The sequence below is a fragment of the Kribbella sp. NPDC051587 genome (assembly GCF_044453945.1).
In the GTDB taxonomy this organism is placed as follows: Bacteria; Actinomycetota; Actinomycetes; order Propionibacteriales; family Kribbellaceae; genus Kribbella.
Map to the genome: position 1 here is coordinate 460,495 of NZ_JBITDE010000006.1, position 22,192 is coordinate 482,686.

Annotated in this window: 20 protein-coding genes; 6 read left to right on the forward strand and 14 right to left on the reverse strand. The window is 67.7% G+C overall.

Annotation, left to right across the window (positions count from 1 at the left end; genetic code table 11):
* Positions 1-117 precede the first annotated feature (117 nt).
* From ACIA49_RS24085 to ACIA49_RS24105, 5 genes are all read right to left on the reverse strand, one after another.
* Positions 118-993 (reverse strand): carbohydrate ABC transporter permease, encoded by an 876-nt coding sequence (locus tag ACIA49_RS24085; protein WP_396379556.1) that lies wholly within the window; start codon positions 991-993, stop codon positions 118-120.
* Positions 993-1,961: a carbohydrate ABC transporter permease gene (locus ACIA49_RS24090; RefSeq protein ID WP_396379557.1), complete on the reverse strand. Its 969-nt coding sequence runs from the start codon at positions 1,959-1,961 to the stop codon at positions 993-995. Before ACIA49_RS24090 ends, ACIA49_RS24085 begins: the two co-directional genes overlap by 1 nt.
* Complete coding sequence (locus tag ACIA49_RS24095; protein WP_396379558.1) at positions 1,958-3,241, reverse strand: ABC transporter substrate-binding protein; 1,284 nt, start codon at positions 3,239-3,241, stop codon at positions 1,958-1,960. The genes ACIA49_RS24090 and ACIA49_RS24095 overlap by 4 nt, the downstream gene beginning before the upstream one ends.
* A gap of 262 nt (positions 3,242-3,503) precedes the next feature.
* The gene (locus ACIA49_RS24100) at positions 3,504-5,672 is read right to left on the reverse strand and encodes a 3-hydroxyacyl-CoA dehydrogenase NAD-binding domain-containing protein (RefSeq protein WP_396379559.1); all 2,169 of its coding nucleotides are present in this window, start codon (positions 5,670-5,672) and stop codon (positions 3,504-3,506) included.
* Positions 5,669-6,886 (reverse strand): acetyl-CoA C-acetyltransferase, encoded by a 1,218-nt coding sequence (locus tag ACIA49_RS24105; RefSeq protein ID WP_396379560.1) that lies wholly within the window; start codon positions 6,884-6,886, stop codon positions 5,669-5,671. Before ACIA49_RS24105 ends, ACIA49_RS24100 begins: the two co-directional genes overlap by 4 nt.
* 84 nt (positions 6,887-6,970) lie before the next feature.
* Between ACIA49_RS24105 and ACIA49_RS24110 the strand changes: the two genes are divergently transcribed.
* Both ACIA49_RS24110 and ACIA49_RS24115 read left to right on the forward strand, forming a co-directional pair.
* The gene (locus ACIA49_RS24110; RefSeq protein WP_396379561.1) at positions 6,971-7,741 is read left to right on the forward strand and encodes a MerR family transcriptional regulator; all 771 of its coding nucleotides are present in this window, start codon (positions 6,971-6,973) and stop codon (positions 7,739-7,741) included.
* Between the two features lie 25 nt (positions 7,742-7,766).
* A complete protein-coding gene (locus ACIA49_RS24115; RefSeq protein ID WP_396379562.1) occupies positions 7,767-8,879 on the forward strand; it encodes an alpha/beta hydrolase family protein in 1,113 nt (370 codons plus the stop codon).
* Here ACIA49_RS24115 and ACIA49_RS24120 read toward each other — a convergent pair.
* The 5 genes from ACIA49_RS24120 to ACIA49_RS24140 are packed head-to-tail and all read right to left on the reverse strand — an operon-like array spanning position 8,855 to position 12,772.
* Entirely contained in the window at positions 8,855-9,115 is a 261-nt protein-coding gene (locus ACIA49_RS24120) for a DUF6510 family protein (RefSeq protein WP_391541609.1), read from the reverse strand. The genes ACIA49_RS24115 and ACIA49_RS24120 overlap by 25 nt on opposite strands.
* Before the next feature lie 2 nt (positions 9,116-9,117).
* Positions 9,118-9,858, reverse strand: a complete 741-nt coding sequence (locus ACIA49_RS24125) for a ferredoxin reductase (protein WP_396379563.1) — start codon at positions 9,856-9,858, stop codon at positions 9,118-9,120.
* A complete protein-coding gene (locus tag ACIA49_RS24130) occupies positions 9,828-10,424 on the reverse strand; it encodes a sulfite oxidase-like oxidoreductase (protein ID WP_396379564.1) in 597 nt (198 codons plus the stop codon). Before ACIA49_RS24130 ends, ACIA49_RS24125 begins: the two co-directional genes overlap by 31 nt.
* 49 nt (positions 10,425-10,473) lie before the next feature.
* Positions 10,474-11,616 carry an acyl-CoA dehydrogenase family protein gene (locus ACIA49_RS24135; protein WP_396379565.1) on the reverse strand — a complete coding sequence of 381 codons (1,143 nt, stop codon included), beginning with the start codon at positions 11,614-11,616 and terminating at the stop codon, positions 10,474-10,476.
* A gap of 34 nt (positions 11,617-11,650) precedes the next feature.
* The gene (locus ACIA49_RS24140) at positions 11,651-12,772 is read right to left on the reverse strand and encodes a CaiB/BaiF CoA transferase family protein (protein ID WP_396379566.1); all 1,122 of its coding nucleotides are present in this window, start codon (positions 12,770-12,772) and stop codon (positions 11,651-11,653) included.
* A 195-nt stretch (positions 12,773-12,967) separates the two neighbouring features.
* Here ACIA49_RS24140 and ACIA49_RS24145 point away from each other — a divergent pair, with 195 nt between their 5' ends.
* The gene (locus ACIA49_RS24145) at positions 12,968-15,499 is read left to right on the forward strand and encodes a phosphocholine-specific phospholipase C (RefSeq protein WP_396379567.1); all 2,532 of its coding nucleotides are present in this window, start codon (positions 12,968-12,970) and stop codon (positions 15,497-15,499) included.
* On the opposite strand, the gene ACIA49_RS24150 is transcribed toward ACIA49_RS24145, so the two are convergent.
* From ACIA49_RS24150 to ACIA49_RS24160, 3 genes are read right to left on the reverse strand one after another with little or no spacing between them, the layout of a single operon-like run.
* Positions 15,480-16,058, reverse strand: coding sequence for a DinB family protein (locus ACIA49_RS24150; RefSeq protein ID WP_396379568.1), 579 nt, complete (start codon positions 16,056-16,058; stop codon positions 15,480-15,482). The two genes, ACIA49_RS24145 and ACIA49_RS24150, sit on opposite strands and share 20 nt — an antisense overlap.
* A gap of 22 nt (positions 16,059-16,080) precedes the next feature.
* Entirely contained in the window at positions 16,081-17,544 is a 1,464-nt protein-coding gene (locus ACIA49_RS24155) for a cobyric acid synthase (RefSeq protein WP_396379569.1), read from the reverse strand.
* The gene (locus ACIA49_RS24160) at positions 17,529-18,599 is read right to left on the reverse strand and encodes a helix-turn-helix domain-containing protein (protein WP_396379570.1); all 1,071 of its coding nucleotides are present in this window, start codon (positions 18,597-18,599) and stop codon (positions 17,529-17,531) included. Before ACIA49_RS24160 ends, ACIA49_RS24155 begins: the two co-directional genes overlap by 16 nt.
* 117 nt (positions 18,600-18,716) lie before the next feature.
* On the opposite strand from ACIA49_RS24160, the gene ACIA49_RS24165 reads away from it, so the two are divergent.
* On the forward strand, positions 18,717-19,655 hold the full coding sequence (locus ACIA49_RS24165) for an alpha/beta hydrolase (protein ID WP_396379571.1): 939 nt from the start codon (positions 18,717-18,719) through the stop codon (positions 19,653-19,655).
* On the opposite strand, the gene ACIA49_RS24170 is transcribed toward ACIA49_RS24165, so the two are convergent.
* Complete coding sequence (locus ACIA49_RS24170) at positions 19,648-21,231, reverse strand: MFS transporter (protein ID WP_396379572.1); 1,584 nt, start codon at positions 21,229-21,231, stop codon at positions 19,648-19,650. The genes ACIA49_RS24165 and ACIA49_RS24170 overlap by 8 nt on opposite strands.
* A 98-nt stretch (positions 21,232-21,329) precedes the next feature.
* On the opposite strand from ACIA49_RS24170, the gene ACIA49_RS24175 reads away from it, so the two are divergent.
* Both ACIA49_RS24175 and ACIA49_RS24180 read left to right on the forward strand, forming a co-directional pair.
* Positions 21,330-21,620, forward strand: coding sequence for a GNAT family N-acetyltransferase (locus ACIA49_RS24175; RefSeq protein WP_396379573.1), 291 nt, complete (start codon positions 21,330-21,332; stop codon positions 21,618-21,620).
* The gene (locus ACIA49_RS24180) at positions 21,617-22,147 is read left to right on the forward strand and encodes a YbaK/EbsC family protein (protein WP_396379574.1); all 531 of its coding nucleotides are present in this window, start codon (positions 21,617-21,619) and stop codon (positions 22,145-22,147) included. Before ACIA49_RS24175 ends, ACIA49_RS24180 begins: the two co-directional genes overlap by 4 nt.
* Positions 22,148-22,192: the final 45 nt, after the last annotated feature.

Genomic DNA, 22,192 nt, shown 5'->3' on the forward strand with positions numbered 1-22,192 from the left:
CATTGTGTCGCCAAGGACATGAGGCGGTCGCCGAATTATCGACGAGCGGTCCTCACCTGAGCGGGGCAACGTGCACAGGCGGGCCGGCGGGGAGCCTGGTGGACTCCCCGCCGGAGTTCAGTCCTTGATGCCGGATTGGGTGACGCCCTGGATGAGGTAGCGCTGCAGGAAGGCGAAGATCAGCACCAAGGGCAGGATCGAGACGGCGACCGCCATGAAGAGTTCATGGATGTTGATGGTCTGCGCCGTCACGAAGGTGGACATCGCGACCTGGATGGTCCAGGACGACGAGTCCTGGCCGATCACCAACGGCCACAGGAACGAGTTCCAGTTGCCGATGAAGGTGATCGCGGCGATCGCGGCGAAGAACGGGAGTGAGTTCGGGACGACGATGCGCCAGAAGACACCGAAATAGCCGGCGCCGTCCACGCGGGCCGCTTCTTCGAGCTCTTTCGGAAAATTCAGAAAATACTGCCGGAACAGGAACGCCGCGAATCCACTGAACAGCGTCGGAATGATCAGGCCGCGCAGGGTGGAGACCCAGCCCAGCGACGAGACCACGATGAAGCTGGGGATGAAGGTGACCGCGCCCGGGATCATCAGGGTGGCGACGATCGCGTAGAAGATCTTGTCGGCGTGCCGGTACGGGATGCGGGCCAGGCCGTAGCCGGCCATCGAGGCGAGCAGGAGCTGGCCGCCGGTCCCGAGGATGCCGACGACGGCGGAGTTGTACATCGCCCGCGCCATCGGCACCTGGTTGTCGTGGAACAGTTCGCCGACGTTGCCCCACTGGATGTCCTTGGGGAACAGCTGCCAGTCCGGCGCGGTGATGTCGGCTTCCGTCGACAGCGCGTTGCGCACGATCAGGTAGAACGGCAGCAGGAACAGCACCACCGCGATCACCAGGGCGATCCAGCGCAGGACCAGCGCGATCGGGCTCCGCCGGAATCCGATCGGCTCGAGAGTTCCCGTCGTACGTTCCGCGGTGGCCATCAGTCACCAGTCTTTCCGAAGCCGAACAGCCGGGTCTGCAGGAGCGTGACGATCATGATGATCACGGCCAGCAGGAGCGCACCGGCCGAGCCGTGACCGAGGTCCTGGATCGACCCGAGCGAGATGCTGTAGAGGTACATCAGCGGCGGCCGGGCGAAGTTCTGCGTGCTGCCGAGCAGGTTGTAGAACTCGTCGAACGCCTGGTAGGCCGCGATCAGGTTGAGCAGCAGCACCGACACCGACGTCGCCCGCAACTGCGGCAGCGTGATGTAGCGGAACACCTGCCAGCCGGGCTTCGCACCGTCCACGTACGCCGCTTCGTACAGCGACGGGTTGATCCGCTGCAGACCCGCGATGAACAGGATCATGTAGAACCCGAGCTGCAGCCACAGCCGCACGGAGATGATCGGGATCCAATACCACGGCGGATCCAGCGTCGAGAGCCAGGCGATGTTGTCGACCCCGAACCAGCTGAGCACCGTGTTGGCCAGGCCGAACCGGACGCCGTTGAAGATCGACAGCTTCCAGATCAGCGACGCCACGACGTACGAGCAGGCGGTCGGCAGGAAGAACACCGACCGGAAGAACGCCTTGGCGATCCGCACCTGGTTGACCAGCAGCGCCAGCGCCAGCGACATCACGAACGTCAGCGGCACGATGAAGACCGCGAAGATCGTGAACGTGCCCAGGCTGGACAGGAAGTTGTGGTCGGTCAGCATGTCGATGTAGTTCTGCAGACCGACGAACGTCGACGGCGTGACCGTGTTGTAGGCCTCGAAGAAGCTGAGGACCAGGCTCCAGATGATCGGCAGGTAGCTGAAGATCAGCAGGCCGATCACGAACGGGCCGACGAACAACCAGAACGACAGCGTCGTCCCGGCAATACCCTTCTGCCGCCGGCCCCGCTCCCGCCGCTTCCCAGCTGCTGCGGGTTCGGTACGCCGGACCTCGGTCGTACTGCGGCTCATCCGAACAGCCGCGACAGCTCGGTGTTCACCGTCTTCTCGGCCTTGGAGATCTCACCCGCCGGGTCGGTTCCCTTCCGGATGACGTTGGTGAGCATGTCGGTGAAGGCGGTGTTCATCTTCGGGGTCCAGGCCGGGTTGTCGGTGTGCCCGAACTCGCCGGTGAGCTTGACCGTCTCGGCGGCGACACCGCCCTGCAGCTTGGCGGCCTTCGCCGCGAGGCTCTTGCGCGGCGGGATGTGGAAGCCGTAGTTCAGGCACCAGTCCTCCTGGAACTCGGCCTGGTCGATCCACAGCCACTTCACGAACTTCTTCGCGGCGTCCACGTTCGCGCTCTTGGCGGAGACGAACTGGGTCCAGCCGCCGGAGTACACGGCCTGCTTGCCCTGCGCGTCGAGCTTCGGGAACGCGATCACGCCGAGGTCGTCGCCGAGCGCCTTCTGCATCGCCGGGAGGGCCCACATCCCGATCCACTGCATGGCGACCAGGCCCTGGATCAGCGCGCCCGGGTCGGTCCAGTCGGTCGGCGCTCCGAGCAGCACGCTCTTGCTCGCGTACAACTCGTGCAGCTTGCCGAAGGCCTGGGCCGCACGGTCGTTGGTGAAGCCGGGCTTGTGGTCGTCGGTCAGGTACGCGCCGCCGGACGACCACAGCGCCGGACCGCCGAGCGCCAGACCGCCGTCGTTGCCGACGAAGATGCCCTTCACCTTGTCGGTGGTGAGTCCCTTGGCCGCGGCGATCAGGTCGTCGATCGTCTCCGGCGGCTTGATGCCGGCCTTGTCGAGCAGCGACTTGCGGTAGTAGATGACCTGCGGGTCGACGATCATCCGGATCCCGTAGACCTTGCCGTCGACGGTGTTGGTCGCGAGGTCGCCCTCGGTGAAGTCGTCCTTGACGTCGGCCAGGATGTCGTCGAGCGGCACCACCTGGTTGCTCTTCACCATGCCGATGTTCAGCTGGCTCTCGAAGACGTCCGGGCCCTTGTTGGAGAGCAGTCCGGAGGCGAGCTTGCTGCCGTAGTCGCCCGGCGTCCACTCGACCGCGACGTTCGCGTCGGTGTAGGCCTTGGCGTACTTGAGCGCGGCCTCCTTGGTGCCGGCCTCGCCGTACTGGTGGTACCACTGCGACAGGTTGACCTTCGCCCCACCACCACCGCCACCGCTGGACGGTCTGCCGGTATTGCCTCCGCAGGCCGCGGTGAACGCGGCGAGTGCGGCCAGTCCGCCGGCCCGCTTGAGCAGATCCCGCCGGTTCAGACCGGCGTTCGGAACATGAGCAGGCATGACTTCCACCTTCCCTCAGAGCAGCGCCGCAGGGGTTAGGGCGCCAGGAGTTCCGAGTTACTTAACAGCGTTAAGCATCTCCGATTTCGCACACGGTACAACTAAAACGAACATCACAACAGCCTCCACCCGAGAAACCTAGTCGGGTGAATCGTTGAAGAAGTACAGGCACACTGACCCAAAAGCGCGCCCGGCGCAAGACCGGGCGCGCTGTTCTTTGTTCGATTGTGTGGAATGTTGCGCGTACGGTATCCAGCCGTGATCAGTTAAACGTTTTGCCAGCCTCGGCCATCCGGATCAACGACTCCGTTGGGGCGAACCGCGCCCCGTACTTCGCGGCCAATTCCGTTGCTCTTTCAACGAACTCCGGTACGCCGTAGGAGTTGATCGCCTGGAGCGCTCCACCGAGCAGCGGCGGGAAGCCGATGCCGAAGATCGACCCGATGTTCGCGTCCGCGACCGACCGCAGTACGCCCTCGTCGAGGCAGCGCACGGTCTCCAGCGACATGATGAACGTGAACCGGTCCTGGAGGTCGACCACGGTGGCGTCCGACGTACCGGTGAAATGCTCGCGCAGTCCGGGCCAGAGCCGCTTCGGTCCGTCGGCCGGGTAGTCGTAGAAGCCCGCACCGGCCGCCTTGCCGCGCCGGTCGAACTCGTTGACCATCCGGTCGGTGACCGCCATCCCGGCGTGGTCGTCGAAGGCACCAGCGCTGCCACCGGCCGCGCGGGCCGCGTCGCGGATCTTCTGCGGCAGCGTCAGCGTGACCTCGTCGATCATCGCCAGCGGCGGTGCCGGGAACCCGGCCAGCGACGCGGCGCGCTCGATCATCACCGGGTCGACCCCCTCACCGACCATCGCCGCGCCCTCCATCACCAGCGTGCCGAAGACGCGCGAGGTGAAGAAGCCGCGGCTGTCGTTGACCACGATCGGCGTCTTCTTGATCTGCCGTACGACGTCGTACGCCTTCGCGAGGGTCCGGTCCGACGTCTTCTCCCCCACGATCAGCTCGACCGCAGGCATCCGGTCGACCGGGGAGAAGAAGTGCATGCCGACGAAGTCGGCAGCGCTCTGCCTTCGGCCCCGCCCCAACCCACCCTGCCGGGCGATCCCGTCGGCCAGCGAGGTGATCGGCAGCGTCGAGGTGTTCGAGCAGAGCAGCGCATCCGGCTCGATGACGCCCGCGATCTCGGCGAAGACCTTCTGCTTGAGCTCCTCGCTCTCGAAGACCGCCTCGATCACCAGGTCGGCACCGGCCAGGTCGTTCGGGTCCGCGGTCGGCGTGATCCGGCTGAGGAACTCCTCGACCTGCTCCGGCGTCTTCCGCCCCTTCTGCACCTGCTTGGCGAGCAGCTTCTCCGAGTACGCCTTGCCCTTCTCGGCCGCCTCCGGCGAGACGTCCTTGAGCACGACCTCCATCCCGGCCTTCGCACACTCGTAGGCGATCCCGGCGCCCATCATCCCCGCGCCGAGGACGCCGACCTTCCGTGCCTTGTACGCCGGTACGCCGTCCGGCCGGGAGGCCCCGGCGTTGATCGCCTGCAGGTCGAAGAAGAACGCCTTGATCATGTTCTTCGAGATCTGTCCGGTCGCCAGCGAGACGAAGTACCGCGACTCGATCCGGGAGGCGGTCGCGAAGTCGACCTGCGCCCCCTCGATCGCGGCGCTCATGATCGCCCGCGGCGCCGGGTACGGCGCACCCTTGAGCTGCTTGCGCAGGTTCGCCGGGAAGGCCGGCAGGAACGCGGCCAGCTTCGGCGAGGACGGCGTACCACCGGGGATCTTGTATCCGTCGCGGTCCCACGGCTGCTTGGCGTCGCCCTCGTACGACGTGATCCACGCACGTGCCGCGGTGAGCAGCTGATCGGCGGGGACCACCTCGTCGACGATGCCAACACTCGCAGCATGGGCAGGCTTCATCCGCTGCCCCTGCAGCAGCACCTTCATCAACGCGTCCTGCAGCCCGAGCATCCGGACCGTCCGCGTCACGCCGCCCCCACCGGGCAGCAGACCGAGCGTCACCTCCGGTACGCCGATCTCGATCCGGTTGTCATCGGCAACGATCCGGTGGTGCGTGGCGAGCGCGATCTCCAGCCCGCCGCCGAGCGCCGTACCGTTGATCGCGGCAACGACCGGCACACCGAGGGTCTCCAGCACCCGCAGCTGGCGCTTGACCTCTTCGATCTGGTCGAAGACCTGCTGGGCGTGCTCCGGCTGGATCTGCACCAGCTGCTGAAGATTGCCCCCGGCAAAGAACGTCGACTTGGCGCTGGTCACGATGACGCCCTTCAGCGTCTCCTTCGCACCCTGCAGCCGCTCGACGGTCGCGCCCATCGCGGCGACGTACGCGTCGTTCATCGTGTTCGCCGACGCATCGGGATCATTCATCGTCAGGGTGACGATGCCCGCGTCCTCGGTCCAGTCGATCATGCCGCAAGCCTCTCGATGATCGTCGCGACGCCCATACCGCCGCCGACGCACAGGGTGGCCAGACCGTAGCGGAGCTCGCGCCGCTCCAGCTCGTCCAGCAGGGTTCCGATCTGCATCGCGCCGGTGGCGCCGAGCGGGTGCCCGAGCGCGATCGCGCCGCCGTTCACGTTCACCTTCTCGTGCGGTACGTCGAGATCGCGCATGAAGTGCAGGACCGCCGCGGCGAACGCCTCGTTCATCTCGAACAGGTCGATGTCGGACGCCTCGAGCCCGGCCTTCGCCAGCGCCTTACGCGCGGCAGGTGCGGGACCGGTGAGCATGATCGTCGGATCCGCGCCACTCACGCCGACGGACACCACGCGACCACGCGGCGCCTGGCCGAGAGCCTCACCTGCCTTCGCGCTGCCCACGGCCACGAGCGCCGCGCCGTCGACGATGCCCGACGAGTTCCCGGCGTGGTGCACGTGTTCGATCCGCTCGACCTTCACGTACTCCTCCAGGGCGACCGCGTCGAACCCGCCGTGCTCCCCGATCGCGGCGAACGACGCCGGCAACCCGGCCAGCGTTTCAACCGTCGTACCGGGGCGCACGAGCTCGTCGTGGTCCAGGATCTGCAGACCGTTGCGGTCCAGCACCGGTACGACGGAACGCGCGAAGTACCCGTTGGCCCAGGCCTTGGCGGCCCGTGCGTGGGACTCGGCGGCGTAGGCGTCGACGTCGGTCCGGGAGAAGCCGTCCATGGTCGCGATCAGATCGGCGCTGATGCCCTGCGGGATGAAGCCGGTGGCCAGCGCGGTCTCCGGGTCCATCGCCCACGCGCCGCCGTCCGAGCCCATCTTGACCCGGGACATCGACTCGACACCGCCGGCCAGGATGAAGTCCTCCCAGCCGGAGCGGACCCGCTGCGCGGCCTGGTTGACCGCCTCCAGACCGGAGGCGCAGAAGCGGTTGAGCTGGACGCCACCGGTCGTGTCCGGGTAGCCGGCCATCAGGACGGCGGTCCGGGCGATGTCCATGCCCTGGTCGCCGATCGGCGTCACCACGCCGAGCACGACGTCGTCGATCTCGGCGAGATCGAGCTGCGGGTTGCGGGTCCGGTACTCGTCCAGCAGACCGGTGATCAGCTGGATCGGTTTCACCTCGTGCAGGGCGCCGGTCGGCTTGCCCTTGCCCCGCGGCGTGCGGATCGCGTCGTACAGGAAGGCTTCGCTCATGATGTTCCCGTCGGTCGAGTCGTCCCTCGCATTGTGACAGTGTTGGTGTCACGGTCGTCAAGGGGGCTCGTTATGATCTCCGCCATGCCCACTGTGTCAACGACCGGCAAGCCGGAGGGTGCGGACGACGCCACGCTCACCGTCGACGAACTGTCGGCGCGGGTCGGCATGACCGTGCGGACGTTGCGGTTCTACGCCGGGCGCGGCCTGATCCCGCCGCCGATCCGCCGCGGCCGGGTCGGGTACTACGGTGCCGAGCACATCGCCCGGCTCGACCTGGTCCGGGAACTGCAGGCACACGGCTTCACGTTGTCCGCGATCGAGGGCTACCTGGAGCGGATCCCGGCCGACGCCACACCCGAAGACATCGCACTGCACCGCACCCTGCTCACCCCGTGGATGCGCGACCTGCCCGAGACCCTCGATCGAGCAGCCCTGGTACGACGTACCGGCCGTGACCTGAGTGATGACGACATCGTCGCGCTGGTCGCGCTCGGCGTGGTCGAGCCGACTCCGGACGAAGACGTTTTCCACGTCGCGACCGCCCATCTCGGGCTCGGTGCCGAGCTGCTCGACCTCGATCTGCCGGTCGATGCGGTCCTGGCGGTGACCCGGATCTTCTCCGAGCACGGCAAGGCGCTCGCCGAGGAGCTCACCGAGGTGTTCCGGACCATGGTCTGGCCGCACTACCGGGACTCGGGCGGCGCGCCCGAGCACATCCAGCAGCTCGTCGAGCGGTTCAAGCCGGTCACCATCCAGGGCCTTGTGATCGCCTACGAGCGGGCGGTCGGCGAGACGCAGCGCGAGACGATCCGCCGGACCCAGAGCAAACGGGCCAAGGGCAGGACAACCTGATCGGGTCCTCCCGCGTCCTGCTGGAGTGAAGAAGATCCTGACCGCTGCAGCCGCCCTCCTGCTCTCGGTGGTTTGGTTGCCCACAGCAACCGCATCCACGACGCACCGGGTCGGCATCGCCACCTATTCCCTGGGAGACTCGGTGTTCGAGCTCCCACCATCGGCCGACGGGACGCCCGCGAAGGGCGAGCTCACGGCCGTCGTTCACTACCCGAAAGACCTCGCCGGGCACCGCTATCCCGTCGTACTGATCTCGCACGGTCTGTGGATCAGTTGCGCGGACAAGCAGGCGTGGGAAGACCAGGACTACGAGAAGCTGGACGCCTGGCCGTGCGCGAAGGGCACACCGGAGATCCCGAACTACCGCGGCTACGACTACCTCGGTACGACGCTCGCCGCGCGGGGCATGATCGTGATCTCGATCAGCGCGAACGGCACGAAGGCCCGGATGGGCCAAGAGCAGGACGAGGCCCGAGCCGCTTTGATCAACCAGCACCTGAAGATGTGGCAGCAGCTGTCGAGCACCGGCGGTGGACCGCTCGCCGGCAAGCTGCCGGTGAACTTCAAGGGCCACGCCGATCTGACGAACGTCGGCCTGATGGGCCATTCCCGCGGCGGTCGCGGCACGCTGTTCGAGGCCGCCGACATTCACCAGAAGGACTGGCCGGCCGGCGTCCGCATCAAGGCAGTCATCCCGCTCGCCGCCGCGGAGCCCTACTCCCCCGACGACGACCCGAACAACCCCGAGCTCGACGGCTACCGGATCACGAACGTTCCGGTCGGTGCCTTCATCGGCACCTGCGATGGCGCGGTCCGCGGCAACGTCTACGACTACCTGCAGGCCAACAACAAGCAGCCGCTCTACGAGTGGACTGTGCGCGGCGCCAACCACGACTTCTTCAACACCCAGTGGTCACCGTCGAGCAGTCAGGTCGGCGCGTACGACGACGCACCCGCGGACTGCAAGGACCGGCGGATCACCGAGTCGCAGCAGCGGTCGGTCGCGACGGCGTACACGTCGGCGTTCTTCCGGCGCTACCTGCTGAACGACCGCAGCGGCATGCCGTTGCTCACCGGTGCCGTGCGGCCGTTCGCGGTCGACGTGAAGGTGGATCAGGGCGTGGGAAGCCTCAGGTAGGTCAGTCCACGGAGGTCGACGTACGTCTCGGTCGGCGTGGTGACCACGCGCAACAGCACGTGGTCACAGCCCGGACAGCGGGCGACCATGCCGGGCGCGTTGAGGTAGAGGCGGGTGTCGGCGAAGACACCCGTCTGGCCACAACCATCGCAGCGGGTGATCGCGGCGGTGACGTCGACCGCGAACACCTCACTCAGCGCGCCGGCGGCGGCGTTGCCGTCCAGATAGTCAGTCATTGCTAACCCCCTGTTGGACCGAAGCGCTCGGTGCGGATCCGGGCGGGATCGTGGCCAGCGGCAACGAGTAGGTCGGCCACGGTCTCCACGAACGGCGTCGGACCGCAGACGTACGTCGTCGGCTCGTCGGCCGGTGTGAAGGCGAGCCGATCGATCACGTCCGCGTCGATCCGGCCGACTCGCGTCTCCCCCGGCGGAGCTTCGCGGGTGTAGACGAGACTGACGTGCACGTTGTCGGATGCCGCCAGCTCACGCAGGTCGTCCACGTAGATCACCGACGTGGGTCGGCGGACGGAGTACAGCAGCCGGACTGGCGTCGTACTGGCAGTGTGGGCCTGCAGCATCGCCCGCAGCGGTACGACGCCGGAACCGCCGCCGATCAGCTGGACCGGCCCTTCCTGCTCGGGCTTCCAGACGAACCAGCCGCCGACCGGGCCACGCAGCTCGAGCGGGTCACCGGGCTTCAAGACCTCGACCAGGTACGGCGAGACCTCTCCGTCCGGCACCTGTTCGACCGTCAGCTCGATCGTGGAACCTGCCCACGCCGACGCGATCGAGTACGAGCGGGAGGCGCGGTAGCCGTCCTCCGCGGTCAGCCGGACATCGAGATGCTGCCCGGCGAGGTGACCGGGCCAGTCCGGAACGTCGAGCACGATCGTGCTGGCCGTCGCCGTCTCCCGCCGTACCTCGACGACGGTGGCGACCTGCCAGCTCAGTCGCCGGCGTACCGCTGTTCTTTCCATGGGTCTCCGTACTCGTGGTAGCCGGCCGTCTCCCAGAAACCGAGGTCTTCGCTGTCGGACAGCGTGAGGCCGCGGACCCACTTCGCGCTCTTCCAGAAGTACAGGTGCGGCACCAGCAACCGTGCCGGCCCGCCGTGCTCGGGGTCGATCGGTTCGCCCTCGTACTCGTAGGCGATCCAGGCCTGACCGTCCAGCAGGTCGTCCAGCGGCAGGTTGGTCGTGTAGCCGCCGTAGCTGCTCACGAGCGCGAAGTCCGCCCCGGTCTCGACATCCGCCAGGAGGGTGTCGAGCGAGACGCCCTGCCACTCCGTCTGCAGCTTCGACCACCGTGTCACACAGTGGATGTCCTTGGTGAACTCGTCGGACGGCAACGCGAGCAGCGCGGCCCAGTCCCACTTGTGTTTCTCGCCGGTCTCCGTGGTGACGGTGAATTCCCAGTGCTCGGTCCGCACCTGCGGCGTCGGCCCCGCCGACAGCACCGGAAAATCATGCGTCAGGTACTGCCCCGGCGGAAGCTCCGTCCCACTGCGATGACGACCGGTGAACCCCGGCGAAACAATCCCCATGGCCGACCTCCCTCAGGCATCCCTGAGGGCAGTCAACCATCCGGACCTCTCAGATGCCCATCGTTCTGCCGATGATTTCTTTCATGATTTCGGTGGTGCCGCCGTAGATGGTCTGGACCCGGGTGTCGAGGTAGGCCTTGGCGATCGGGTACTCGGTCATGAACCCGTAGCCGCCGTACAGCTGCAGGCAGCGGTCGACGACCTTCTTCTGGAGTTCGGTGGTCCACCACTTGGCCATCGCGGCCTCGGCGACGGTGAGGGTGCCGGCGTTGAGTTCGGTGACGCAGCGGTCGACGAAGACGCGGGCGATCTGGATCTCGGTCGCGAGTTCGGCGAGCACGAAACGGCTGTTCTGGAAGGAGCCGATCGGGCGGCCGAAGGCGGTGCGTTCCTTGACGTAACGCAGGGTTTCGTCGAGGACGTTCTCGCAGGCGGCGACCGCGATTACGGCGATGGCGAGGCGCTCCTGCGGGAGCTTCTGCATCAGGTAGACGAAGCCCTGGCCCTCTTCGCCGAGCAGGTTGGTGGCGGGGACCCGGACGTTGTCGAAGAAGAGTTCGGCGGTGTCCTGGGCCTTGAGGCCGATCTTGTCGAGGTTGCGGCCGCGCTCGAAGCCCTCCGTTCCACGCTCGACGACGATCAGCGAGATGCCCTGGGCACCGGCGTCCGGGTCGGTCTTGGCGACCACGATCACCAGGTCGGCGAGGATCCCGTTCGAGATGAAGGTCTTCTGACCGTTCAGGACATAGTGGTCGCCGTCGCGGCGGGCGGTGGTCTGGATGCCCTGCAGGTCGCTGCCCGCGCCGGGCTCGCTCATCGCGATGGCGGTGATCGTCTCGCCGGAGCAGAATCCGGGCAGCCAGCGAGCCTTCTGCTCGTCGTTCGCATAGTCCAGCAGGTACGCCGAGACGATGTCGGTGTGCAGCGAGAAGCCGACGCCACTGGCGTGGGCCCGGGCCGCCTCCTCGAGGAGCACCGCGTTGAACCGGAAGTCGCGCACCCCGCCGCCGCCGTACCCCTCCGGGACCATGAACCCGAGCAGCCCGGTCCGACCGGCCGCGGTCCAGAGCTCCCGCGGCACGATGCCGGCCTCTTCCCAGGCGTCGTGGTGCGGGACGATCTCCTTGTCACAGAAGGCCCGGACGGTCTCCCGGAAGGCGTCGTGATCGGCGTCGAAGAGCTGACGTTCCACAGGCGGGTTCCTTTCAGATCAGATCTGACAGTGCCTAATTCTGGTGGGCGGCGCCGGTCGCAAGGAGACCGTCGATGTCGGTGATTCCCCAGTCAGCCAGGGCCTCGCGGGTGTGTTGACCGGCCGGCGCGGGAGGCCGGTCGAGGGAGGTCGGCGTACGGGAGAAACGTGGTGCGGGCGCGGCCTGGCGGACGCCGTCCTTGTCCACGAACGTGCTGCGGGCAGCGAGATGCGGGTGGTCACCGGCGAGCGGGAGAACCGGGGCGACGCAGGCGTCGGAGCCGTCGAAGAGCTCGGCCCACTCGGCCTGGGGCCGCTGCCGGAAGGTCTCCGCGAGCAACTTGTGCAGCTCGGGCCAGTTCGCCTGGTCGTAGCGGTCCGGCGCCTCAATGCCGAGCTTGCTGATCAGCTCGGCGTAGAACTGCGGCTCGATCGCGCCGACCGCCATGTGCAGGCCGTCGGCCGTCTCATACACGTCGTAGAACGGTGCGCCGGTGTCGAGGAGGTTCGTCCCGCGCTCCTGCTTCCACGCTCCGCCGGCCAAGGCACCCAGCAGCATGGTTGTCAGATGGGCGGAACCGTCCACGATCGCGGCATCCACCACCTGGCCCTGGCCGGTCCGCTGCGCGTTGTGCAGAGCAGCCAGTACGCCGACCACCAGGTAGAGCGAGCCTCCGGCGAAGTCACCGAGGATGTTCGCGGGGACCTGCGGTGGCCCCCCGGCTCGCCCGATCAGGTGCAGCGCACCCGACAACGCGAGGTAGTCGATGTCATGCCCGGCCGCCTGGGCCAACGGTCCGTCCTGACCCCAGCCGGTCATCCGGCCGTAGACGAGCCGCGGGTTGATCGCCGCACAGTCCTCCGGACCGACACCGAGCCGCTCGGCCACGCCAGGCCGGAACCCCTCGACCAGTACGTCGGCCTCCGCGACCAAACGCCGTACGACGTCGATCGCGGCCGGGTTCTTCAGGTCGAGCGCGACGTTGCGGCGGCCGCGATTGACGAGCTCGAGCTCGGGCGGTCCCATCGCGAGCCCGCCACCCGGCCGCTCGATCCGCAGCACCTCGGCACCGAGCTCGGCCAGCAGCATGCACGCGAACGGCGCCGGACCGATCCCGGCCAGCTCGACGACCTTCACGCCTTCCAGGGGTCCCATGCCGCCATTGTGACAGTTCTACTGTCACAGTCGTCAAGTCATCGGCGCAGCACGACTCAGAGTCGTATCCACCGGCATTCGTGGGTTCCCCGGGCATTGTCCACCGCGTGATCTTGACGCGTTCACCAGCGGCCGCTAAACCAGATGCGCAGTACTGCACACTTCCGCCCCGAACGAACAGGTAAACACATGACGATGGACAGGCGTGACTTCCTCCGGACGACCGGACTCACGGCTGCGGCCGCCGGCGTCTTCTCCGCTCTCCCCGACAGCCTCCAGCGAGCGCTCGCCGCGCCCGCCCCCACCGGCGGCCTGGAGATGATCGAGCACGTGGTGATCCTGATGCAGGAGAACCGGTCCTTCGACCACTACTACGGGACGCTGCGCGGGGTGCGCGGATTCAACGATCCGCAGGCGCGAACGCTGTCGAGCGGCCGGTCGGTGTTCTACCAGCCGAACGGTTCGGGGTATGTGCTGCCCTATCCGGTGGCGAGTCAGTACATGACCGGAACCCCGCACGACTGGGCGTCCGGCCACAACGCCTGGAACCACGGCCGGATGGATCAATGGATTCCGCAGAAGTCGAAGTACACGATGGCGACGCTGCTGCGATCCGAGCTGCCGTTCTACTACGCCCTCGCGGACGCGTTCACGATCTGCGACGCCTACCACTGCTCGGAACTCGGCCCCACGAACCCGAACCGGTTCTACCTGTTCAGCGGCATGCTCGGCTACGAACCCGGTACGTCGAACCGGGCCATCGGCAACGATGCGTGGCAGAACCCGAGCCACACCGGCTACACCTGGACGACGTACGCGGAACGCCTCGAGGCCGCCGGCAAGAGCTGGAAGGTCTATCAGGAGTGGGACAACTACGGCGACAACTCCCTCGACTTCTTCAAGAAGTTCCTCGACGTCGGGCGGAAGGCGCTCGCCAAGACGTCGTACAGCAAGCTCGAGTTCTTCTATGACCAAGGCGTCCGGCCGGGAAACGCGTCGCAGCGCGCAACCCTGCTGCAGCAACTCGCGGACGGAGTCGCCACGCTCACGGCGGCCGAGCGCCGGCTGTACGACCGCGGGCTGGCGCGGGTCGCCGCGGACCAGCTCGTGCCTGCCTTCGGGGCCGACGTTGCCGCCGGTCGGCTGCCTGCAGTCTCGTGGATCGTGGCGCCGGAACCGAAGTGCGAGCACCCGGCCTGGGGCCCGGCCGAGGGGGCCAACTTCACCAAGGACATCCTCGACAAGCTCGCCTCGAATCCGGCGGTCTGGAACAAAACGCTCGTCCTGATCACGTACGACGAGAACGACGGCTACTTCGATCACGTCCCGCCGCCCGTTCCGCCGGTGAACGCGGACGAGGGCCAGTCGACGCCGGGGGTCGCCGACGAGCTGGTGAACGGTGAGCCGATCGGTCTGGGCAACCGGGTCCCGATGCTCGTGGTCTCGCCGTGGAGTCGCGGCGGCAACGTCTGCTCCCAGGTCTTCGACCACACGTCGGTACTGCGGTTCCTGGAACAATGGTCCGGGATCGCCGAACCGAACATCTCGCCCTGGCGGCGCTCGGTCTGCGGTGACCTCACCTCCGCGCTGGATCTGACGACCTCGAACCCCACGTACCCGACCTTGCCGAGCACTCCCCCAACACCCGGCTGGGAGACGACGTACCCGGCTCCGCCTGCCAACCAGGCACTGCCGGTGCAGGAAGCCGGTGTGCGGACGGCGCGACCGTTGCCCTATGCGTTGACGGTCTCCGGTCGAGTTGCCGCCGACAAGTTCTGGATCGACTTCAGCAACACGGGATCGGCAGGCGCGCACTTTTACGTGTATGCCAACGCCTTCCGGACCGACGGGCCGTGGCGCTACACAGTCGGTGCCGGAAGCAACCTCTCCGACTATTGGCAAGCCGGTACGCCGAGCGGTGCCTACGACCTGACCGTCGCCGGTCCGAACGGATTTCTCCGGCGGTTCACCGGCAACCGGACCACGGCGACCACCAGCGGGAACGCCAACCCCGAGGTCACCCTGCGCTATGCGCCGGCCGACAACCTGGTCTGGCTGAAGATGACGAACTCCGGGTCCAAGGCCTGCGTGGTCACCATCCAGACCAACAACCGCGCTGGTGGTCCGTGGACCTACAGCGTCGCCGCTGGTGCCAGCGTCGAGGACTGGTGGAGTACGGCGAACGGTGCCGACGGCTGGTACGACCTGACAGCGACCGCCGATACGACCGATGGGTTCAGCCGCCGGTTCGCCGGACGTCTCGAGAAGGGCGTTGCCGGGATCAGTGACCCGGTGATGGCATCCGGTCGGCTTGCGGCATCCGTGCGGTCGTTCGACAGCCAAGAGAGCTCCGAGCCCGCGTCCGCGGTCGTCGATCGGAACTCAGCGACGTACTGGCACTCGCGGTGGAGCGAGCCTGCCGCCGCCTTGCCGCACGAGATCCAGCTCGATCTGGGGTCCGCACGAACCGTCACAGGGCTCACTGTCTTACCGCGTCAGGACGGCAGCGCCAACGGACGCATCGGTCAGTACGAGCTCTATCTCAGCACCGACGGCACCAACTGGGGCTCGGCCCACGCGACCGGCCGGTTCGCCGACACCGCCGAGGCCAAGACCATCCGCTGCTGGCCGACGACCGCTCGCTGCATCCGGCTGCGTGCCCTGACCGAAGCCGGAAACCGCGGCCCGTGGACCAGCGCCGCCGAGATCACGGCGCTGGGTTGGTGACCTGCTTGAAGGTCTCGGCCGCCCGCTGAATGGTGGTGTAGTACTCCGACCAGCCGGCCTCGTCCAGCATGCCGGCGTCGGAGCCACCCTGCCCGTCGATCAGCTCCCGGATGATGTCGGCGTGACCCGCGTGATGCGCGGTCTCGTCGACCATCCGGACCAGCAACGCACCAAACGTCGTACGCCGCTTGTCCTCAGCCCAATGCGGCACCTCAGCCGGCGTATCCAGCTCGAACTGCGCAATCGACTCGTCCCCGTGCGCACAAGCCTTGCGATACAGGTCGGTGATGTACTCCGTGCTCTCACTCGGCTGAACCCACATGTCAGCCCCCTCCCACACCGACCCGTCCGCCTCCCACGGCAACACCTCCGCCGGCGGACGCCCCACACTCGTCCCGAGGTACACGTACTCAACCCCCGCGAGATGCTTCACCAGCCCCAGCAGATTCGACCCCGACGGCACCAACGGCCGCCGCCGATCGAACTCGCTGATCCCCTCCAACTTCGCCAGCAACAACGCTCGCGTGTCCTTCAGATACTCATGCAGCACCGTCTTCATACCCAGCACGCTAACCAAGCCCTCAGACAGTTTTGGGGGCGCCGGGTGGGATGAAGGGGGTGGGGGTGGGGCCTTGGTGGATCAGGTCCAGGAGGGCGTCGGTGTTGACGTGGGCATCGATGGCGTCGGCCAGGCGGTTCAGGCGGGATTCGCGGAGGGCGGTGAAGGAGGTGGTGCCGTCGGGGGCGGGTTTGTTGGTGAGGGTGGCGATCTCGGTGAGGAAGGCGTGCCGGGCGGCGTCGTCGTCGAGGAGGCCGTGCCAGATGGTGCCCCAGGTGGTGGCGGTGCGGCAGCCGCCGGGGAAGGGGTCGGCGTCGCCGGTGACGGTCACTACGCCGTGGTGGATCTCGTACGCCGTTGGTGCCGGGCGGGCGAGGGTCTTGGCGCGGGCGAATTCGGTTGCTACCGGCAACAGACCTAGGCCGGTGTGGGTGCCGCCGCCTTCGACGCCGTCGGGGTCGGTGATGGGGCCACCGAGGAGCTGGTAGCCACCGCAGATGCCGAGGACGGGTCGACCGTGCGCCGCGCGGGTGGCGACTGCTGTGTCCAGACCGAGGGAGCGCATCCACTCCAGGTCGGAGACAGTCGCGCGAGAGCCGGGGAGGACGACGAGATCGGCGTCGCGGACCTCGGCCGGGCTGGTGGTGAAGAAGACGCTGTTGGTGGGTTCGGCGGCGAGTGCGTCGAGGTCGGTGAAGTTGCTGATCCGCGGGAAGCGGACGACCGCGATCGACAACACGTCCGCGCTCGCCGCGGTACGCCGTACCGGGATGTCCAGGGCGTCCTCGGAGTCCAGCCAGAGCTCGGGCAGCCACGGGAGGATCCCGTACGTCGGCCGGCCGGTGACCGTGCTGAGCATGTCGATGCCGGGCTGGAGGAGCGAGACGTCGCCGCGGAACTTGTTCACCAGGAAGCCGCTGATCAGGGCCTGGTCGGCCGCATCGAGCAGCGCGACCGTGCCGAACATCGAGGCGAACACTCCCCCGCGATCGATGTCGCCGACCACGACCACCGGCGACTTGATGTGCTGGGCGAGGCCCATGTTCACGTAATCCGACTGGCGCAGATTGATCTCGGTGGGGCTGCCCGCGCCCTCGGCGATCACCACGTCGTAGCGCGCGGCGAGGTCGTCGTACGCGGCGAAGGCTGCCTTGGCGAGCTCGGCACGCTCGGTCAGGAAGCCGCGGGCGGAGAGCTCGCCCCACGGCTGGCCCATCAGTACGACGTGGCTGCGGCGGTCGCTCCCGGGCTTGAGCAGTACCGGGTTCATCGCGGCCTCGGGCTCGGCGCCGGCGGCGATCGCCTGGATCCACTGCGCGCGGCCGATCTCGGTACCGTCGGCGCAGACCATTGAGTTGTTCGACATGTTCTGGGCCTTGTACGGCGCCACCCGCACCCCCTGGCGTGCGAGCCAGCGGCACAGCCCGGTCACCACGGTCGTCTTGCCGGCGTCGGACGTCGTACCAGCGATCAGGAGTCCTGCCACGCGGTCGATCCTAAGGCCCGCATCGTCAAGGCCAGGTACAGGCGGAAGCGACCGCTCGCGTTGCTGAACGGGAAGCCGAGGACGGACTCGGCATGCTCGAGGTGGTAGGCGACCGTGCTGTGGTGGCGGTAGACGAGCGCCGCCGCCCTGCGAACCGAGTCCGTGACGGAGAACGCGCGCAGGATCGCGAGCAGGTCGTCGCCGCCTGGTTCGGCCGCGATGCGGTCGAGCGCGGCGACGTCGGGTGAGGCCGCGATGTCCTCGGGGCGCAGTCGCTCGACCACCGCGAGCAGCCCGCCCAGGTCATCAGCCCGTACGACGGGGTCCTGCGGCGAGGTGAGTCGGAGCGCCGTACAGGCATCCCGCCAAGAGTCAGCAGCCCGAATGGCAGGCACCAGCGGACCGATCCCTGTCCGAACCCCATCGGAGGGCGGCGCGAGCTCCGAGCCCGTCCACAACGACACCATGAGCGCGCCGACCGGACCGGAGACCACACGAGCGTCAGGTGCGACGGAGGGCGGGCAGGCGACGGGGGCCGATCCCGTGGCCGGCGGGCACGGGGTGGAGACGGCAACGCGGAGGGTCGCGGTGGGGGTGATGCCCAACAGGTGGAGGGCTCGGGAGCGTTCGGCGATGCCTGCGGTGGCGGAGACGACCAGCTCGACCAGGGCCGGGTCGCCAACCGCCGGGAGGTTGCTGACTGTGCGGTCCAGGAGCAACGACCCGGCCAGGGCGAAGCGTTCCAGGACTATCTCGTCGAGGGGCAAGGCGGATCCGGAGCGGGCAAGCCAGAAGCGGGCGTCGCCGTACTCGCGGAGCTCGGCTCCTGCAGGTGGCCCGCCGAGATCGATGGTGCCGGACGGGTCGGCGCACAGCACGAGGCCGCGACCGGGGGCATCGACACCGACCGGGCATTCCGCGAGGGCCGCCGTACTGCGGAGCAAGGTGGCGAGCTCGGCGCGATCCGTCATCAGGGCGTCGAAGAATCCGATCACGCGGACGGCGCTCTCCGCGTCGGAGTCCAGCGAGGAGAGTCGCAGCAACAGCCCCTTCATACCGAGAGGTTACGCCGATCGTCGGAACGCGGGCCCCGGATCCCCGCCACCCGGCGGCTGCGCCGTGGCAGGCTGGGACCGGATGCTCAAGGTGTCGGCGAACAGAGAGGCACCACGATGACCCAGTACGCGATCGACCCCGAACTGCTGCCCTGGCTGGCCATGATTCCGGACGTCGACCTCGGCGACATGGACGCGCTGCGCGCGAACCAGTCCGAGGCGGCCGGCCTGATCCCGCCGGTCGTCGTACCGGACGGGATCGAGATCCGTGAGGTGACGATCCCCAGCCACGACGGCTACGCCAGCCGCGCGAAGCTCTACCTGCCGGGCGGACCGGTCGACGGGCTGCGGCCCGGGTTCGTGAGCATCCACGGCGGCGGGTTCGTGATGGGCGACATCGACACGTTCGAGCAGGGCCCGGTCGACATCGCCGCCGGTGCCGGCGCGATCGTCGTCTCCCCCGACTACCGGCTCGCGCCTGAGCACCCGTTCCCGGCCGGCCTCGAAGACTGCTACGCGACGCTCGAATGGCTCGCCGCCAACGCCGAGGAACTCGGCATCGACCCGGCCCGCATCGCGGTCGGCGGGGCGAGCGCGGGCGGCGGCCTGTCCGCGGCGGTCGCGCTTCTCGCCCGCGACCGGCAGGGTCCGCCGATCTGCTTCCAGGTGCTCGAGATCCCCGAGCTCGACGACCGCCTGGACACCCCGTCCATGGTGGAGTTCGTCGACACCCCGCTCTGGAACCGCCCGGCCGCCGAGTACAGCTGGAAGTACTACCTGTCCGGTACGCCGGAGGTCCTCGGACTCCAGTACGCCGCTCCGTCCCGTGCTGAGGACCTGTCCGGCCTGCCGCCGGCCTTCGTCTCGGTCTGCGAGTTCGACCCGCTGCGCGACGAAGGAATCGCCTACGCCCAACGCCTGCTGCAGAACGGGATCAGCACCGAACTGCACCACTACCGCGGCACGTTCCACGGCTCCGGCATGGTCGCGACCGCCGAAGTGAGCAAGCGGATGGCATCCGACGTGATGGATGCCATCCGCCGCGCGCTCAGCTGACCGGAGGTTCGTTCTTGCCTTGCTCGGCCTCGGGTTTCACCGGCGTGATCCGGCGACCCTGAGCATCCGTACTCGGCAGCCTGGGGGTCGGTCCCTGGAAGCGAGCGCCACCGCCGTCGCGAGCCGACAGCGGTTTGGCGACGTTCTCCAGCGACTGCCCCTCGGCATCGACACCGAAGAACCAGGCGATGATGCCACCGGCCAGCATGATCACCGCGCCGACGACGTACCCGATGGCCAGTGGACCGCGGGCCGGGTGGTCGCCCTCACCGATGAGCGACGCGAACAGGAACGGTGCCACAACTCCACCAGTGAGCTGCGAGATCGCGAAGAAGAACGAGATGGCCTGGCCCCGGAGTTCGATCGGGAAGATCTCGCTCACCGTCAGGTACGCCGATGATGCGCCGGCCGAGGCGAAGAAGAACGTCACGCACCACATCAGGGTCAGCGTGGTCGCGTTCAGCGAACCGGCGTTGAACAACAGTGCGGTGATGAACAGCACGACCGCAGCGATCGAGTACGTCGCGAAGATCATCTTGCGCCGGCCGATGGTGTCGAACCAGTGCCCCAGGATCAGCGGCCCGGCCAGGTTGCCGATCGCGAACGGGAAGAAGTACAGCGCGACCCCGGAGTCGCTCAGCCCGAAGTACGACTTCAGCACCAGCGCGTAGGTGAAGAAGATCGCGTTGTAGAGGAAGGCCTGGGTGACCATCATCGAGAAGCCGAGGAACGAGCGGCTGCGGTAGTCGCGCAGCATCACCCGGGCGATCTCGCGATACGTCACCGGCGGGTAGTCGACGAGGTTGATCGCCTCGTCGTCGGTCACCTCGCGCAGCTGACCACCTTGACGCCGTACCGTCTCCTCGATGCCGTCGACGGTGCGCTCGGCCTCTTCGACCTTGCCGTGCGTCATCAGCCAGCGCGGGCTCTCCGGGATGTGGCGACGCAGGTAGATGATCATCAGACCCATCACCGGACCGACCAGGAAGCACAGCCGCCAGCCCCACTCGATCGGGATGATGTCGGTGTTCAGGAAGACCAGACCGACCGCGGACCCGATCAGCGCACCGGCCCAGTAGGTGCCGTTCACCCCGATGTCGACGCGGCCGCGGTACTTCGACGGGATCAGCTCGTCGATCGCGGAGTTGATCGCGGCGTACTCACCACCGATCCCCATACCGGCCACGAACCGGCAGAGCGCCAGCGACCAGAAGTCCCAGGTCAGACCCGCCGCGCCGGAAGCGATCAGGTAGACCATCAAGGTGATGATGAACAGACTCCGCCGGCCCCACTTGTCGGTGAGCCGGCCGAAGACCAGGGCTCCGACCACCTCGCCGCCCAGGTAGATCGAGGCGAGCAGCCCGACCTCCGCCGTACTCAGACCGAGGGTGGCGCCCTCTTTCAGCGTGTTGCCGACCAGCGAGACCAGCTGGATCTCGAGACCGTCCAGAATCCAGGAGACGCCGAGCCCGACGACGATCATCCAGTGGAACCTTGTCCACGGCAATCGATCCATCCGGGCCGGCACGAGGCTGGGTATGGCCTTGCCTTCTGCCAGTGCGTGCTCGTTGCTCATCCTGCTCCTCCCGAGCCCCGCGTCCCTGGATGGGACACGCCCATCGAAGCTCGTACCCCACGGACCGCGCATTCCAAACCCGACCTAGAGTTGCGGGTATGGAGAACGAGATCAGCGTGGTGGACGCCAAGGAGCGCAGCCGGTACGAGGCACTCGACGCCGAGGGCAACCTGATGGGCTTCGTGGATTACTCGCTGCACCCTGGACGCATCACGTTCCTGCACGCCGAGACGCTGCCTGATTTCCGCGGCCGCGGGGTGGCCGGACGGATTGCGGTGAAGTCGCTGGACGACGCCCGCGCGCTCGGGCTGCAGGTCAAGCCCGCGTGCCCGTTCTACCAGGACTACCTCGAGAAGCACCCCGAGTACGCCGATCTGGTGGGCCAGTGACCGCGCCGGTGATGGGCAAGCTCGAGTGGCGGCCTGCCGCCGAGGTTCCGGAACTCCTGGCCGCGCCCGTTCGCGAGGCGCTCGGCGATCTCCCGGCGTACGCGGTGGCGATCGATCCCGAGCTGGCCGACACGGCCGCGTTCTGCGCCCGGTACGACGTACCGATGGCCGCGTCGGCGAACTGCGTGATCGTGCTCGGCAAGCGCGGCGGTGAGTCGTCGTACGCCGCCGTCCTCGTGCTCGCCGACGACCGGGCCGATGTGAACGGCGTGATCCGCAAGCACCTCGGCGTCCGGAAGATCTCGTTCGCCGCGCAGGACGACGCCGTCGGTACGACGGGCATGGAGTACGGCGGGATCACCCCGATCGGCCTTCCGGCGGAGTGGCCGGTGCTGGTGGACGAGGCCGTGGTCCAGGCCGGACCGGTGGTCATCGGCAGCGGCATCCGCGCCTCGAAGATCCTGATCGACGGGACCGCCCTGGCGACGTTGCCGAGCGCGACCGTGCTCGCTCTCGCCCAAAGCTGATCTCACCCATCGGAGCGGCGACCGGCCGTGGCCCGTGGACACGGA